The 17,091-nt window shown below is 70.1% G+C and carries 8 protein-coding genes; 5 read left to right on the top strand and 3 right to left on the bottom strand.

The genetic code is table 11. From position 1 onward, the window contains the following. Positions 1 to 396 precede the first annotated feature (396 nt). The 5 genes from K377_RS06550 to K377_RS06530 all read left to right on the top strand — a co-directional run bounded on the left by K377_RS06550 (position 397) and on the right by K377_RS06530 (position 13,470). Positions 397 to 10,857: a non-ribosomal peptide synthetase gene (locus K377_RS06550; protein WP_111662646.1), complete on the top strand. Its 10,461-nt coding sequence runs from the start codon at positions 397 to 399 to the stop codon at positions 10,855 to 10,857. Between the two features lie 112 nt (positions 10,858 to 10,969). Beyond that, entirely contained in the window at positions 10,970 to 11,173 is a 204-nt protein-coding gene (locus K377_RS06545) for an MbtH family protein (RefSeq protein ID WP_111662224.1), read from the top strand. Next, positions 11,170 to 12,270: an ATP-binding cassette domain-containing protein gene (locus K377_RS06540; RefSeq protein WP_111662223.1), complete on the top strand. Its 1,101-nt coding sequence runs from the start codon at positions 11,170 to 11,172 to the stop codon at positions 12,268 to 12,270. Before K377_RS06545 ends, K377_RS06540 begins: the two co-directional genes overlap by 4 nt. Before the next feature lie 38 nt (positions 12,271 to 12,308). After that, a complete protein-coding gene (locus K377_RS06535) occupies positions 12,309 to 13,097 on the top strand; it encodes an ABC transporter permease (protein ID WP_111662645.1) in 789 nt (262 codons plus the stop codon). A gap of 133 nt (positions 13,098 to 13,230) precedes the next feature. Next, complete coding sequence (locus K377_RS06530; protein ID WP_146614695.1) at positions 13,231 to 13,470, top strand: hypothetical protein; 240 nt, start codon at positions 13,231 to 13,233, stop codon at positions 13,468 to 13,470. A gap of 82 nt (positions 13,471 to 13,552) precedes the next feature. Here K377_RS06530 and K377_RS06525 read toward each other — a convergent pair whose 3' ends face one another. The 3 genes from K377_RS06525 to K377_RS06515 all read right to left on the bottom strand — a co-directional run. Beyond that, positions 13,553 to 15,148 (bottom strand): nickel transporter, encoded by a 1,596-nt coding sequence (locus K377_RS06525; RefSeq protein ID WP_309252214.1) that lies wholly within the window; start codon positions 15,146 to 15,148, stop codon positions 13,553 to 13,555. A gap of 29 nt (positions 15,149 to 15,177) precedes the next feature. Next, positions 15,178 to 16,509 carry a lipopolysaccharide assembly protein LapB gene (locus K377_RS06520; RefSeq protein ID WP_111662221.1) on the bottom strand — a complete coding sequence of 444 codons (1,332 nt, stop codon included), beginning with the start codon at positions 16,507 to 16,509 and terminating at the stop codon, positions 15,178 to 15,180. Positions 16,510 to 16,590: 81 nt separating this feature from the next. Next, the coding region (locus K377_RS06515) for a DUF4331 family protein (protein ID WP_146614694.1) at positions 16,591 to 17,091 on the bottom strand (501 nt) is incomplete at its 5' end.

The raw sequence follows: 17,091 nt of genomic DNA, 5'->3' as shown, positions 1-17,091 counted from the left end.
ACGTGTCAGCTGCTGACGCGCCAGTTGCCCCTGCGAGGCCCAACGTTGCGACGCTGCCGACCATGGCTATACCGCTCAATGCCCTGCCCCACGCTGATCGATACATCGAGTGTGCCCTCTCGTTCGAATGACGGCGAGCTGCCGCCGCGATGCCGTACGTCGTTGATCCGTAGCCCTCCCGTGCGATGGATGGGTACGCGTTCGAGGTTCGATGCGGACGTTCTACGCAGTGGTAACAAAGGGTGTCTCGCGTCACACACCAATCCGTAGTCCCATGCGTCTCGGATTAAGCGCGGAAGTCGATGTGTGGGGGTCTTCGCACATGCATCGAGTCGTGTTAGACCGGAAGGGTGATCGAGGGTGTCGGCACGCGTTACAGGTACTGGGGGAGAGCGCATCACTGAAGACTCTGCCGACTCGCTCGCGGTGACTCCCGCCCAGGAGTCGTTGTGGTTCGCGCACACGCTTCGTCCGCTGAGCAGTGAGTTCACGATCGCGGAGTACGTCGACATCCAGGGGGAGTTGAACCCTACGACACTGTCTCGGGCCGTGGCCCATGTGACGGGCGAGATCGACGCGATGCGTGCCGCGATATCCGATGAGGGGGCAGACTCCACGGCGCGGCAGGTGGTTCGACGTGACCTGCCTGTCGAGGTTCCACTCATCGACTTGTCCGCGAATGCGAATGGTGAGGCCGAGGCTCACGAGGCCATGCGCCGGGATCTCGCCAGACCTGTGGGCGTGAGTGGTGCGACGGTCACGTCCTTCGCTCTGTACAGGCTTTCGCGGGCACGTCATCTGCTGTACCTGCGCACGCATCACCTGGTGCTGGACGGTTACGGTGCGGCCCTGGCGCTGAGCCGTATCGCCGAGACGTACGGCCTGCTCGCGGACGGCGCCGACGTACCCTTCCAATCTCGTCCCCTTGAACCACTGGTCACCGAGGCCCGTCAGTACCGCGAGTCGGCGCAGTACAGCGAGGACGCGGCGTACTGGCGCGACCAACTCGCGGGAGCCCCGTCGCCAGAACGGCTCAGCGATGCCCCGGGTGTTGCGGGGCAACAGGTGCTGCGGCAGTCGGTCGTGCTGGACAGCGAACGGTGGCAGCGGCTGCGGGACGGCGCGCGGAGCGCCAAGGTGGCCTGGCCCACGCTCTTTGTCGCGGGGACGGCCGCGTATCTGCACCGGATGCGCGGAGCGGGCGACGTGCTGCTCGGCATGCCGGTGACCGGGAGGCGAACCCAGGTCGCACGGGCGACGCCTGGAATGATGTCCCAGGTCCTTCCGCTGCGCCTGCGGCTGTCCGCCCAGGACGCGGCCAAGGACCTCTTGCGACAGACGACGCTCGCCCTGCGGGCCGTGCTGCGTCACCAGCGGTTCCCGGCCCAGGAACTGCGGCGGCAAAGGGGCCTTCGGCAGGGCGAGCCCCTGACCGGGCCGTCGGTGAACGTGCTCGCCTTCGACGGGGATCTCCGCTTCGGTGCTGCGTCCGGCACGCTGCACAATCTCTCGATCGGGCCGGTCGAGGACCTCACGCTCGCCGTGCATCCCGCGCCCGGCGGGACCGGCGCACGGGTCGATGTCCTGGCGAACGCGGCTCTCTACGACGACCGCGCGGCAGCGGGACACCTCGAACGGATCGTGCGGGTGACCGAGGAGTTGGCGTCGTCCCCGGCGCGCTGCCTCGGCGCACTGGAACTGGCGAGCCCGCAGGAGAAGGACGTACTGCTGGCCATGGGAACCGGCCTGTCGGACGACAGGGAGGGCACGAGGCTGGGTGGGCGAACGGCCGCTGAAGAGCCCACTCTGCCGGAGGTCCTGTCACGGCTGGCCCGCGAGATGCCCGACGCACCAGCCGTCGGTGACGGCACGGGAGACCTCACGTTCGCCGAGCTGGACCGAGCCGTCGACGTAGCGGCCACCGCCCTGCGGGACCACGGCGCAGAGCGCGGTGCGGTCGTCGCGGTCGCGCTACCCCGCTCACTCGACACGGTCGTCGCTCCGCTTGCCGTCCTGCGCGCCGGTGCCGTCTACCTGCCCGTGGACCTGTCCTATCCGGATGAGCGCATCGCTCATCTGCTGGCCGATGCGGCTCCCGCGCTGCTCATCTGCGCGTCCGACAGCCCGGTCGCCGCGTTGGCACCGACCGGCACGAAGGTCCGGACCCTGTCCCACGGCCCGGGCGAGGCGCCCGACCCTGCCACGAGCGCCCCGCGGGGTGAGGACGCGGCCTACCTCATCTACACGTCCGGATCGACGGGCAGGCCCAAGGGAGTGCTAGTCGAGCACCGTTCGATCAGCAACCTGCTGGCCCACCATCGCTCGGAGTCCCACGCGAGTGCGCAAGCCGCTCAGAGGCGTCAGCTGCGCGTGGCGCTCACCGCTGCGACCTCCTTCGACGCCTCCTGGGATCCGCTGCTGTGGATGTTGAGCGGACATCACCTGCACATCGTGGACGACATGACGCGCCGTGATCCCGAGGCGCTGGTCGCCTTCTTGCGCACCCGGCGCGTGGACGTCATCGAGACCACCCCCAGTTTCCTGCAACAGCTCCTGGCGGCCGGCCTCACCGCCGATGACACCAGCACAGGCGGGACAACGCCGCACCGTCCCACGGTGATCGCCCTCGGAGGCGAATCGGTCAACGCCGAGTTGTGGCAGCGCCTCGCCGCCGAGCGCTCCCTTGTCGCCTACAACTTCTACGGACCGACCGAGACGACGGTGGACGCCGTCACCGCACGCGTGCGCGGGACGGATCCGCTGATCGGGCGCCCTGTCCGAGGGGCACGTTCCTACGTCCTGGACGCGGCCTTGCATCTGCTGCCGAGCGGTGTGACGGGGGAGCTCTATCTCGCCGGAGAGGGGGTGGCGCGCGGCTACGTGGGACAGCCCGGCCTGACCGCGGACCGTTTCCTCGCCGATCCCTTCGGGGAGCCGGGGGCACGGATGTACCGGACCGGAGATCTGGTGCGGTGGCACGAGAACGGTTCGCTGGAGTTCGTCGGGCGCAGCGACGGGCAGATCAAGGTCCGCGGGCACCGGGTGGAGACGGCGGAGATCGAAGCCGCGCTCATTGCGCTGCCGGGAGTCGCGCAGGCCGCGGTCGTCCTCGGGGGCGGCCCGGACGGACAGCGGCTGGCTGCCTACCTCGTACCGTCCGGCGACGCAGCGGGCGCACAGGTACGCGACGACGTGCGCCCGGTCCGGGACGCGCTCGTGACGTCGCTGCCTGCTCACATGGTGCCCGCCGCCTACGCGCTCGTCGAGCGGCTCCCACTGACCCCGAACGGGAAACTGGACACGTCCGCGCTCCCGGAGGCCACCGCCGTCTCCGCCGGCTCCTCGAACGCACCGGTCACGAGGACGGAGGAGCAGGTCTGCGCAGCGATGGCCGATCTGCTCGGCGTGGCCGAAGTCGGGAGGGAGGACGACTTCTTCGCCCTCGGGGGCCATTCCCTGCTGGCCACGCGCCTGCTGAGCTCCGTGGCCGAGCGTACGAACGTCCGGCTTCCGGTTCGCGCCCTCTTCGAAGCACCGACGGCCGCCGCACTCGCGCTGGCCGTCGACGCCCAGCGCACCCGCACAAAGGTTGCGGGCGGGGCGGCCTCAGCCGTCGCCCGGCAGCGCCCGGCCCGGCTGCCCCTCTCAGCGGCCCAGCACCGCCTGTGGCTCCTGGAGCACATGGGAGAGGGCGGTGAGCGCTACCACATCCCCATCGCCCTTCGTCTTGAGGGCGATCTCGACGTGGACGCCCTCCAGGCTGCCTTCGCCGACCTCCTGGCGCGGCACGAGAGCCTGCGCACCGTCTATCGGCACGACGAGCAGGGACCGCACCAGGTCGTGCTGGCTCCGGACGCGTGCACCGTGGCCCTGCGGACGAGCCCCCTACGGCCCGACGCCCGCCCCGGCGACTTCCCCGGCCCCGACTTCGACCTCTCCCGGCAGCCCCCGATCCATGCCGTGCTGGTGCCCACCAGCGATCCGAGCGCCACCACCCGGAGCCACCTCCTCCTGCTCACGCTCCATCACATCGTCGCCGACGGATGGTCGATGAGGCCCCTGATCCGCGACCTGAGCGAGGCATACGAAGCCCGTCTGAAGGGGCAGGCGCCCGGCTGGACGCCACTGCCCGCGCAGTACGCGGACTACGCACTGCGGCAGCAGGTGCGGCTCGGCGTCCGCACGGACACCGACTCCCTCACCACACGCCAGCTGACCGGTTGGCGGGAGACGCTGAAGGGCCTGCCGCCCGAAATCCCCCTGCCCTACGACCGGCCGCGGCCGGAGAGGGCCACCTTCCGCGGAGGCCGCGTACCCGTGCGGGTGGAGGCCGCAGAGCACCGCGCTCTGGTCGCCCTTGCCCGGCGGGCGGGTGTCAGCCCCTTCATGGTGCTGCACGGTGTGCTCGCCACGCTGTTGCAACGGTTGGGTGCGGGCGACGACATCGTCGTCGGAACGCCGGTCGCGGGCCGTGACGAAGAGGAGTTCCACGACGTCGTAGGCTTCTTCGTCAACACGCTGGTCCTGCGTGTCGATGCTGGAGGCGACCCGGCATTCCGGGAGCTCCTGGAGCGTGCGCGCGTGACAGACCTGCGTGCCTACGGCGCGCAGGATCTGCCCTTCGAGCAGTTGGTGGAAGCGCTCGCCCCGCCGAGGTCGCTGTCCCGGCACCCCCTCTTCCAAGTGATGCTCGCGCTGAACAACACAGCCGCGCCCCGCCTCGAACTGCCGGGTGTGAAGGCGCACGTGCTGACCGCCGACCGACACAGCGCGAAGTTCGACCTCACCTGGGACCTCACCGAATCGCACGGCCCCGACGGGCTGCCCGCGGGCCTGAGCGGAGAGGTGGAGTACAGCTCCGATCTCTTCGACGAAAGCACGGTGCGCCGGTTCGTCGACCATTTCGTTCGCCTGCTGCGCTCGGCGCTCGCCACTCCCGACGCCCCCCTGAGCACCCTGGACATGCTCACCAGGGAACAACGCGAGGCGGCCCTCGACACCGGCCCGCGCGATGGTGAGGTGCACCGGGGGCAGGACCTGGTGCACAGCGTCGACGACGTGCTCGACATGCAGGTGGCGGTCACCCCGAACCGCATCGCCGTGGCCGAAGGGCATCGCTCCCTGACGTTCGGTGAACTGTCCGACGAGCTGAACGGCGTGGCACGGCGCCTGGTTGCCGCGGGCGTCCGGCCAGGGGACCGCGTCGCTGTCGCGCTGCCCCGGTCCGGACGGCAGATCGCAGCCATCTTCGGCGTGCTGCGCGCGGGAGCGGTCTACGTACCGTTGGACCCGACGCACCCGGCAGAACGGAATGCGCACATCCTGGACTCCGTACAGCCGGCCGTGCTGCTCACCGAACGGCAGTGCCTGGTGGAGCTGGCGGACGTGCGCGTCCCCGTCCACTGTCTCGACGAGATGCCCGTGGGGGACGTGGACACGATCGCCCTTCCCTCGAGCTCACCGGACGCCTCCGCTCCCGCCTACGTCCTGCACACCTCAGGATCGACCGGCCGGCCCAAGGGCGTGGTCGTGGAGCACCGGGCACTGGCCAATCTTTTGCGGCACCACACGCGTCATCTGATCGCCCCCGCCGAGCGTGCGAACAATGGTCGTCCGCTGCGTGTGGCCCTCACCGCGGCGGCGACCTTCGACGCCTCCTGGGACCCCCTGCTGTGGATGGTCGCGGGACACGAACTGCATCTGGTCGACGACGCGAGCCGCCGCGATCCCGAGGCGCTCGTGCGGCTGCTGCACGAACGACGGATCGACGTCATCGAGACAACTCCCTCGTTCCTCGAACAGCTGCGCGCGTGCGGGCTGTTCGCACCCGGCAAGCCCTGGCCGCGCGTCGTGGCGCTGGGTGGCGAGCCCGTCAACGAGACTCAGTGGAACGAACTCGCGGAGCTGAGCGGCGTCACGGTGTGGAACCTCTACGGGCCGACCGAGGCGACCGTGGACAGCGTGATCGCTCCGGTGACGCGTGGTTCACTACCTGCCATCGGCCGGGCGATCACAGGGATGCACGCGCGGGTGCTCGATGCCCGCCTGAGTCCCACGCCGCCCGGCGTCACCGGGGAGCTGTACCTCGCCGGGGCCGGTGTGGCCCGTGGATACGACGAAGCGACCGGCATGACCGCGGACCGCTTTCTCGCCGACCCCTACGGCCCCCCTGGCACTCGCATGTACCGGACCGGCGACCTGGTCCGCAGGCGCCCGGACAACTCCCTTGTCTTCATGGGCCGTACGGACAGCCAGGTCAAGGTACGTGGATTCCGTGTCGAGACCGGTGAGGTGGAAGCGGCACTGACCGCACACCCGGCTGTCCGGCAGGCGGTGGTCACCGTCCAGGAGGGTGAGGACGGCGGCCGGCTGGTCGCCTGGGCCGTGCCCGAGACGGCGGCGGGAGAGCCGACCGCCGCGTTGCTGCGCTCTTTCGTCGCCGACCGGCTCCCCGCATACATGACACCGACCCGCCTCGCACTGGTCGACGAGATTCCCCTGACCGCGCACGGCAAGACGGACTTCGCCGCCCTGCCGGAGCCGGAGGCGGATGCGGCCCACGACGGAGAACGTCCGCGCACGCCGCAGGAGGAGATCCTCTGCGCGCTCTTCGCGGAGTGTCTGGGCACCGGTCCGGTCAGCCGCGACGCCGACTTCTTCGCGCTCGGCGGTCACTCCTTGCTGGCCACCCGGATCGTCAACCGCATCCGCAACGCGTTCGGCGTAGAGGTCCCGGTGCGCGCCCTGTTCGAGGACCCCACCCCGGCGGGGCTCGCCACGCATCTCGACGGAGCCGCCCGCGGCCGGCCGTCGCTGCGCGCCCGCACCGTCCGGCCCGCCGACCTCCCGCTGTCCTCCGCGCAGAACCGGCTGTGGTTCCTCAACCGCATGCACCCGGCGGACCCCTCGTACAACCTCCCCATGGCGGTGACCCTGCGGGGGCACCTGGACACAGAAGTGCTGCACCGTGCGCTCAGCGACGTCGTCGCCCGCCACGAGAGCCTGCGCACGGTCTTCCGTGAACCGGCCGACCGGTCCGGCACCCCGGTCCAGCACGTCCTGCCCGTAGAGGGATTCAGCCCAGCCCTCACCGTCACGCCGTGCACCAAGGAAGGAATCGCCGAGGCGCTGGCCGCAGCAGCCCGAAAGGGGTTCGACCTCTCCGAGGACCTGCCGCTGCGCGCAGACCTGCTGCGGATCACTGAGGAGGAGCATGTCCTGCTCCTGACGCTGCACCACATCGTGGCCGACGCATGGTCCATGGGTCCGCTGGCACAGGACCTGGCCGCCGCCTATGCCGCCCGGAGCAGCGGTCGCGCCCCCGCGTGGGCTGCGCTACCGGTGCAGTACGGCGACTACACGCTCTGGCAGCAGGACGTCCTGGGCCTTCCCGAGGACCCCGACAGCCTCCACGCCCGCCAGCTCAGCCACTGGAAGGACGTCCTGGCGGGTGCGCCCTTCGAAGCGTCCCTTCCGACCGACCGGCCCCGCCCGGAACACCCTTCCGGCAGCGGCGGCCGGATCACCCTGCCGCTCACGAAGGAGGACGGCTACCGGCTCGGCGCCCTGGCCCGGCGCGAGGGTGCCAGCACCTTTATGGCCCTGCACGCCGTCCTCTGCGCGCTGCTGGACAGGCATGGAGCAGGCGATGACATCGTCGTCGGCAGCCCCGTCGCCGGACGGTCCGACGAGGCCCTCGCAGGACTTGTGGGTTTCTTCGTCAACACCCTGACGCTGCGCGTGCGTACCGAGGGTGATCCGGACTTTCGCGCCCTGTTGGCGCGCGCCCGCCAGACCGACCTGGCCGCGTACGCACACCAGGACCTGCCCTTCGAATCACTGGTGGAGCATCTGGCCCCGCCGCGCTCGCTCGCCCGGCATCCCCTCTTCCAGGTGATGCTCTCGCTCAACAACGCCGGGCAGCCCGTTCTCGACCTGCCGGGCCTCCAGGCCACAGTGCGGGGAGTGGACACGACGGCGGCCAAGTTTGACCTGTCGTTCAACTTCTCGGAGCAGTCCGTCGACGGACAGCTGACCGGGGAATTGGAGTACTCGAAGGACCTCTTCGACCCCGAGACGGCCGAGAGCCTGGCGCACTCCTTCGTCGAGCTGGTCAGGCTCGTCGTCGCGGAGCCGGACGTGCCGCTCTCCCGCCATGACGCACTGACCCGGCAAAGCGAGGGTCTGCTCGCCCGCGGGCAGGACCCCCAGTCGACTCCGCTCCACCCGACCGTGGTCGCAGGCTTCGAAACCACGGCCGCAGCGGCACGCAGCAGCGACATCGCCGTACGCCACGGCACACACTCCCTGTCCTTCGCCGAACTGGCCCAGGACAGCGCGCGGCTGGCCCAGCTCCTACGAGCCCACGGTGTCGGACCGGACCGGACGGTCGCTGTCCTGCTGCCGCGCTCGGCCGGATCCATCACCGCGATGCTCGCCGTGCTGGCCGCAGGCGGCGCCTACGCCCCACTCGACGACGCCCTGCCCGCGGCGCGGGTCCGCGCTGTGCTGGAGGACGCGGAACCCGTGGTGGTCCTTGCGACCACGACCACCAGGGACCGGATCCCCGACGGTCCCTGGCAGACGGTCCTGCTGGACGCCGCCGAGACCGAGTCCGCTCTGGCCGCGCTGCCCGCCATCCCTCCGCCAGCGGCGTCACCCGGCCCCCACGACACGGCGTACGTCCTGCACACATCCGGCTCCACGGGACGTCCCAAGGGAGTTGCCGTCGAGCACCGGTCACTGGCCCAGCTGTGGGAGCACCACCGCCACGCCCTCTTCGCCCCGGCCCGCACCGCCGTCGGAGGACGCAGGCTGCGTGTCGCCCTGACCGCCTCCCTGTCCTTCGACGCCTCCTGGGACCCGGTCCTGTGGATGCTCGACGGGAACGAACTGCTGATCGTCGACAACGACACCCGCCGGGACCCCGCGGCCCTCGTCCGCCTGGTCCGCCAAGAAGCCGTCGACGTACTGGAAACCACGCCCAGCCATGCTGCCGCGCTGCTGGACGCCGGACTCTGCGACCCTGCCGGCAGCCACCGGCCGTCCGTGCTGGCCCTCGGCGGAGAAGCCGTCCCGCCCGGCCTGTGGCGGCGCCTTCGCGAAACACCCGACCTGACCGTATGGAACCTCTACGGCCCCACCGAGGCCACAGTGGACACCCTCTACGCGCCCGTCGACGGTACGGACACTCCTGTCCTGGGCCGACCCGTCGCCGGAACGCGGGCCTACGTTCTCGACCGCTTCCTGCGCCCCGTCGCACCCAACTCGACCGGAGAGTTGTTCCTCGCCGGTGCGTGCCTGGCCCGCGGGTACGTCGGCAGGCCGGGCGAAACCGCCACCCGCTTCGTACCGGACCCCTTCGGCCCGCCGGGCGAGCGCATGTACCGGACCGGAGATCTTGTCCGCTGCGCCGCGGACGGCCGACTGGAGTTCCGCGGCCGAGCGGACCAGCAGATCAAGGTGCGCGGCTACCGCGTGGAACCCGGGGAGATCGAGGCAGTGCTGGAACTGCAGCCCGGTCTCGCACAGGCCGCTGTCATCGCCCGTTCGAGGACACGACCGGAGGACAACGGAGCGGACCAGCTGATCGCCTATGTCGTGCCCGCATATCGATCGGCCGCGGCCGACGCACCAGCTCTCCCGGACCGCGACGTCCTGCGAGCGGCCGTGGCGGCCGAACTGCCCAACTACATGGTGCCCGCAGCATTCGTCACCGTCGACGCGCTGCCACTCACGGCCAGTGGCAAGCTCGACGCCGGCGCTCTGCCGGACCCCGACGACGAACTCATGGCACGAGGAACCGGCCGCCCACCCGCCGGACCGCGCGAGGATCTCCTGTGCGCCTTGTTCGCCGAGGCCCTCGGCCTCGACCACTGCTGGGCGGACGACGACTTCTTCGCCCTCGGCGGGCACTCGCTGCTGGCTGCCCGGCTGTTGGCACAGGTGCGCGACTCCACCGGCACCGAGCTCGGCATCCGCGCGCTGTTCGAGACACCCACACCCGCCGGGCTCGCCGTGGCCCTGACCGAGTACGACAAGCAGCCGGCGGGCGGTGACCGCGCCGCTGCTGACCTGGCGTGCCTGCTCCCGCTCCGTACGACCGGCACTCTGCCGCCGCTGTTCTGCATCCACCCGGCAGGCGGCCTCGCCTGGTCCTACGCAGGTCTGTTGCAGCACGTCACTGACCGGCCGGTCTACGGGTTGCAGACACCCAATCTCGACGGCACCCATCACCTGCCCGACAGCATCGAGGCGATGGCGGCTCATTACGTCGCGCAGCTCCGCACGGTCCAGCCGCACGGTCCTTACCACCTGCTCGGCTGGTCTTTCGGAGGCAACGTCGTCCAGGAGATCGCCGTCCAGCTGCAGGACGCCGACGAGGAAGTGGCCCTGCTGGCTGTCCTCGACGCCTTCCCCGTGGCACCGGCCGACGGTCTGGAGGACGCCGGACGCGACACCGTCTTCCGCGCCCTGCTGACCGCGCTCGGCCTCGACCTGTCCGGATGGAACGAAAATGCCCCACTCGACGCGGCGGTCGTACGCGATGCGTTGCGGGACACCGGCAGTCCGCTGGGAGCGCTGGACCCGTCGACCATCGAGACCATGGTCGACAACTTCGCCCACCAGGCCCGGTTGATGCGCGGCTACACCCCGCGCCCTTTCAACGGCAGCGTCCTGTTCTTCCGCGCCACGGAAGAGGACCCGGCGAACGGACTGACTCCCTCCCTGTGGGCTCCCTACGTCAAGGGCGATCTCGAAGTCCACGACGTGCCCTGCGGTCACGCGCAGATGCTGCGTCCCGAGTCGCGGGCCCTCATCGGGCCCGTTCTCGAAGCAGCGCTGCGCATCCACTGACCGCATACCTGCCTGGCGGTCCCCATCGAGGGACCGCCGGGCGCAACCCGGGCGCAACACTGCGGCCCGGCCGGCCACACCCCACCCTGCGAACGAAACGAGGCACCCCGCCATGACCAACCCCTTCGACGACCCTGCCGTGCAGCACCGTGTACTGGTCAACGACGAAGGCCAGCACTCCCTGTGGCCCGAATTCGCCGACGTGCCGGCAGGCTGGCAGCCGGTCCACGGGCCCGCGTCCCGCCAGGACTGCATCGCCTATGTCGATGCCAACTGGACCGACCTCACGCCGCGCAGCGCGCTGGCCAGCCGATGAGCCCGTCCCGTACGGATCTGCGGGGAGCAACACGCCAACCCCTGCCGCTCGCCGCGGTCGCAACGCCCGACCTCACGTTCCCCGGCGGCGGGGACCCGATCGTTGCCGAAGGGCTGACACGCAGTTTCGGAGAGCGCCGGGCCCTCGCGGGGGTCGACCTGCGGGCCCCCGCGGGCAGCGTGCTCGCGCTGCTGGGTCCGAACGGCGCGGGAAAGACCACGACGGTGCGCATCCTGACCACGTTGCTTCAGCCGGACGGCGGCCGGGCGACGGTTGCCGGACACGACGTCAGCAGCGAGCCATGGGCAGTGCGCCAACGGATCGGGCTCTCCGGCCAGTACGCCGCCGTCGACGAACGCCTGACCGCCCGGGAAAACCTCTATCTCGTCGCCCGGCTCCACGGCATGAGCCGTCGGGCCGCGCGTGCGCGGATCACCGATCTCCTCGACCGGTTCACCCTCACCGAGGCCGCGGACCGTCCCAGCGGGGGCTTCTCCGGAGGTATGCGCCGTCGCCTCGACTTGGCGGGCGCGCTGACCACCCGGCCTTCGGTCGTCTTCCTCGACGAGCCCACGACGGGGCTCGATCCGCGCGGCAGAGCCGACACCTGGAAGGCAGTACAGGATCTGGTGGCCGACGGCACCACTGTCCTGCTGACGACCCAGTACCTGGAGGAGGCCGACCAACTCGCGGACTCCGTCGCCGTGATCGACCACGGCAGCGTCATCGCCACCGGCACGGCCACCCAGTTGAAGGCGGCCGTCGGCGGAAATCGGATCTCGCTGCGTGCCACGGCGTCCGACGCCGTCGGCGCGATAGCCTCGGTGCTGGCCGCACTTGGCCCGCACCAGCCGAAGACCGATGGACGCACAGGCCATGTCTCGGTCGCCACCGACAACGGTTCAGCTGATCTCCAGTACGTCCTGGCCGCGTTGGAAGCGGCAGGAATCGCGGTGACGGACATCTCTCTGGCGCCCCCCACACTCGACGACGTGTTTCTCACACTCACCGGCCGGCCACGTCGCGATCCCAGCGCCGCCGAAGGCCCCGCCACAACCGCACGTCGTGGACACCGCCGAAAAGGAGCCCACGCGTGACAACAGTGAACCTCGGCACCCGGCTGCCGACCGGATCGATGCGTACCGTGCGCGACGGCGGCCTGATCGCCTGGCGCAATCTCGTGAACCTGCGCCGCACCCCAGGTGCTGTGGTGGCCGCGCTGGTCCAGCCCCTCATGTTCGTCCTGCTCCTCGCCTACGTCTTCGGAGGAAGCCTGGGAGGTGCCCAGTACCGCACGTTCCTGATGGGAGGAATCTTCGCGCAGGCCGTCACCTTCAACGCCTCGTTCACCGCGATCGGTCTGGCCGCCGACATGGACAAGGGCATGGTGGACCGCTTCCGTGCGCTGCCGACACCGCGCGGCTCCGTCATCCTCGGCCGCACCCTGTCCGACCTGGCCATGAGCGCCGTCACCCTCGCGGTGACATCGCTGTGCGGAGTGTTGGTCGGCTGGCGTGTCGAAGGATCCGCGGCCGGCGCCCTGGCTGCGTACGGGGTGATCCTGCTCTTCGCCTTCGCGATGTCCTGGGTCGGGGCGACGGTGGGCCTGATGGCCCGCAGTGTCGAAGTCGCGCAGAGCGCCGGACTGATCTGGCTCTTCCCCGTCACCTTCGTTTCCGGGGCGTTCGTCCCGGTCACGACGATGCCGACTCCGCTGCGGGTCGTTGCCGAATGGAACCCGGTCTCCGCGACAGCCACGGCAGCCCGCTTCCTGTTCGGCAACGAGGTCCCCCGTGGCGTCGGCGAACCCAGCGGCTGGCCCACCCAACATGCCGCCGTGTACGCGCTGTTGTGCTCATGCGCAGTGATCGCAATTTTCATGCCCCTTGCGGTCAGCCGATACCGGCGCATAACCCGCGGCTGACAGCGGATCCTCTCGGACGCTGCAGTTTTCACCTTGTGTCACCACGCTCGCTGAGCGTCATGATCCAACGGGCGTGGGCCTGAGGGGGGTCGTAGCGTCGGAGGTGTTGTTGCTTTCGGACATGGGAGTCCTCATGCGCATCACACTCGCCAGAAGTGCGGTTGTCGCCGCACTCACCTGCGCCGCCGCGTTTCCCATGATCGGGGCCGCACAGGCCGCGACCCCCGCCCAGAGCACCGTTCAGGCGGTCCGTACCCTGCCGACGGACGACGGTCCCGGGTGGCACCACCACGGTGGCTACTGGGGTCACGACCACTACTACGGCGGAGGCATCGGGCTCGGCCTCGGTCTGGGCCTGGGTATCGGCCTCTGAGCCGTAGGCACCGCAACGAGCAGGAGCGAGGAAGTCCCGGGACACGGGACAGGTCCGCTCCTGCTCCTTTAGTTTCTGTCGTTCACCAGGGGCCGACGGCGGCGCGAGCGACGAGGCCGAGGCCCACGATGGACACGAGGGCGGCCGTGCCTACGGGACCGTAGCGAGCCAGGCGGCGCAGCCGCCTCCACTGGGTGAAGTCCGTTGAGCGCAGACCGTTCTCGATGCGCACGCGTAGGCGCACCAGGAGGAGTCCGGCGAGGGTGAGTGTTCCGGCCATGCCGATGCCGTAGGCGAGGACAAGGGTGATGCCGAAGGCGGTTCGCCCCAGCGCGGTGGCGCCGAGAAGCACGACGAGAGCGGAGGGGCTCGGTACGAGACCGCCGGCAATCCCCATGCCGATGAGGCCGCTGCGCCTTGCCCGTGGAGCGTGGTGGTGGGAGTGGCTATGGGGGTGGTGATCCTCTTTGGTGAGCAGTGCGACAGATCCGGGCGCCGATTCGGCCGGTTGAGCGTGATCGCGGTGAGGTGGGGGGAGCCGCGAATGGTGATGGGCGTGCGCCGCACGGCCGGGATCGCTGTGATGATGCGCGTGATGGTCGTGGCCGTCGTGATGATGGTGGTGGCCGTGGTGTTGAGACGTCGTGTCGCGGTTGAGGAGTGCGGAGCGCAGCAGCCACAGGCCGATGCCAGTGATCATGAGGCCGCTGATGACGCCGAGCCAGGTGAGGACTGCTTCGCCGGCGAGGTTCGTGGCGAGGGGGAGGGCCAGTCCGAGCACCAGGACACCTGCGGTGTGGGTGAAGGTCACGGTCGCACCGACGGTCAGAGCGTCTCGCGGAGTGCCGCGCTTGCCGGCGAGGTATGCCGCCATCAGCGTCTTGCCGTGCCCCGGCATGGCGGCGTGGGACGCGCCCAGAATGAGCGCCAGCAGAAGTGCCAGCAGTCCTACGGGAACGGTCAGTTCGCGGGCGCCCAGCAGCGAGTCGAAGGTGTTCTGCACGGTGGACAGCGCCGTGGCGATAGGGCCGGTCGAGGGCAGGACGTCGCGCACCGAGGCCAGTGCCTGCGCGCGGCCCGGCTCGGTACGCAGGTCGGCCGCGCGCTGGTTGAGAGGCGACGCAAGCGGATCTTTGGGGTAGTTCCGCAGTTCGTCGGTCGAGGACTGGGCAGGCACATTGGAGGAGGCCAGGGCCAAGCCGTCGGCCCGCGCGGTGATCTCCTGCCATCCGACGCGCCGGGTGTCGTATGTGGTGCGTAGAGCGATGACGGCCGCAGAGCGCAGATCCGCGTGCGCTGTCACATCGCACTGAACGCGGCTGGTCGGGAGTCCGGCCTCTCCCGGGCGGCGGCTGAAACGGCTGGAGGAGAGGTGCCACTGAAGACGGCCCTCATCCACGGTGGCGACGAGTTGCCGCTCCAGTGCACTGCATGCCCGGCTCGCGTAGTGCGTGCTCTCGTTGTCGCTGACGCGACCGTCGTGGTCGGTGTCGATGTCCTGGAGCTCTTGGGCGGTGGAGATCTCCGCGCGGTCCACGACGATGCGGGCGTCGATGCGTTGCGGGTGCAGGACGAGTCCGGTGTGGTGGTTGACGGTGAAGTTGCCCAGCGGGTGCGCCGTCGCGGGAGTCGCGGTGGCGATGGCGGCGGCACCGAGGCAGGTGATGGCTGCCAGCACGGTGGCAAGGCTGCGTGGGGGAGTCGGGTTCATCGGCGTCCGTCGATTCTGTCGAGAGCGGCGCGGGCCTCGGGGGCGTGCACGGGATGGAAGTGCGCGTCGATCGCGAGAGCTCGTCGAAGGTCGCCGCGTGCCTCCGCCGTGTGGCCGAGCGACTGATGGATCATCGCGCGGTGGAAGAGGAAGAGCGCGCTTCGGGTGCCCAGCGTCAGAGCGCGGTCTGCCTCGACGAGCGCCTCCTCGTCGCGGTCAGCTCGATGCAGTGCCCAGGCGTAGGCGTCGTGCACGGCGATGAACGGGCGTGCGGCGATGGCCTGGCGGCCCATGCCGACGGCGGCTCGGGGATCTCCGTGGTCGGCCTCGAAGAGGATCGCGTCCGTGTCCGGCCGCGCTCCGGTCTCTTTGCGGACCGCCTCCTGGGCACGCAGGACGCGGTACTGGTCCTCGGCTTCATCCTGGTGCCCCAGGGACTGTTGGAGCTCACCCAGCGCAAGCAGGTAGTGGGGCAAGGGCGCGACGGCGATGGCCTCGGTGTAGTCCCGCACGGCCCGCGTGGTGTTCCCGCGCGCTGTGAGGGCGCGGGCCCGTGCTTCCAACAGCCCGCTGTCGTGCGGAGTCTCCCGCAGTCCTGACTGGGCTTCGTCCAGCGCGGTCCGTGGGTCGCCGTTATCTGAGGCCAGGAGAGAGAGGTGGGTGAAGGCGAATGCGCGCTCGGTCGGCGAGCCGGCGGCCGTCAGGGAGCGACTCATCAGAAGGCGAGCCTGGCGCTCGTCGCCCCGCAGTTCCCACGTGTAGGAGGCCCGGGCCAGGGACGTGCTGTCCGGCCGGAGGTCGGTCATGCGCTGCACCGCGTCGAATGCCTTTTGGTACTGGCCGAGTTGGGTGTAGGCGTCGGCCAGGACGCCGTATGCCGGTGCGCTGTACGGATTCGTCGTGGTGGCCTGGAGGGACCAGGTCAGGGCTCGCTCGAAGTCGTGCCGTCCTGCGGCGAGAGCCGCCATAGCGGTCTCCGCGTGGTCGTTGCCGGCCGGCTGCACCTTCAGCGACCTGCGCAGCGCGGACTCGGCTTTCGCGTAGGTGGTCGGGTCGGCGTTCTGCCGGGCCTGCTGCACGTATGCCATCCCGAGGGCCGACCAGGCGTCCGGATCCGTAGGGAACTGGCGGGCGCGCTGCTGGAGTGCGGGCAGGGACCCGCCATGCGGAGCGCCGGAGGAAGCCGCCTCGTCGGGTGTGGCGGAGCCCAGGGGCGAGAAGCCCAGCGCCCCGACGGCGAACAGGGCGGCCCCCAGAGCGATGCAGACGGCCGCGCTGCGCAGATGTCTACGCCGCAGAGGCGTTCGGCGAAGATGGTCGCTGGCCACGAAGACCTCCGGGACAAGGCGTGGGCCCCGGCGGGCCAGGCATTCGTCTGGCCCGCCGAAGGTGGTGTGCGGTGGAAAGGGTCAGGCGGTGGTGCGCTTGCGGCGCATCCGGAAGCCGCCGACGCCGAGCAGGAGCGCTCCTGCCGCGGTGACGGCCGATGTCTGTGCCGTCTTCAGCGACGACTGCTGGGCGCCAGGGCTGCCGGCAGCCGACTTGTTGACGCTCTTGGTGTTGGGCAGTGCCAGATAGGGGAACGACGAGCCGAAGGCAGCGTCGTTGGCATTCACCTTGTCGCCGTCGGCCAGCGCGGGCACGAGCTTGCCCGTCTGGGCCGCGCCCTCGACGGCCTGGAGCGAGATGTCGATGACGTCGTCGCCCAGGCGGCGGCCGTTGGGGAACCCGCCGAGGTCTCCGGCGAGGACGCCAAGGCGGTTGGGCTTTGCCGAGGGCGCTACCGCCATGTTCAGGCGCAGTTCCTCGGCGGGGACGATCCGCCGCGGGTCGGCGTCCTTGTTGAGGCGGTGCGCGTTGAGGTCGGCCTTGACGGGGCCGCACGCCTTGCAGATTCCGGTCAGGAAGAT

Source organism: Streptomyces sp. PsTaAH-137 (genome assembly GCF_003259365.1).
Lineage (GTDB): Bacteria > Actinomycetota > Actinomycetes > Streptomycetales > Streptomycetaceae > Streptomyces.
This window is presented reverse-complemented; position numbering and strand designations above follow the sequence as displayed.

Coding starts and splice junctions, on each gene's coding strand:
- K377_RS06530 (WP_146614695.1), top strand. CDS start 13,231: ATGCGCATCACACTCGCCAGAAGTGCGGTTGTCGCCGCACTCACCTGC.
- K377_RS06545 (WP_111662224.1), top strand. CDS start 10,970: ATGACCAACCCCTTCGACGACCCTGCCGTGCAGCACCGTGTACTGGTC.
- K377_RS06540 (WP_111662223.1), top strand. CDS start 11,170: ATGAGCCCGTCCCGTACGGATCTGCGGGGAGCAACACGCCAACCCCTG.
- K377_RS06535 (WP_111662645.1), top strand. CDS start 12,309: ATGCGTACCGTGCGCGACGGCGGCCTGATCGCCTGGCGCAATCTCGTG.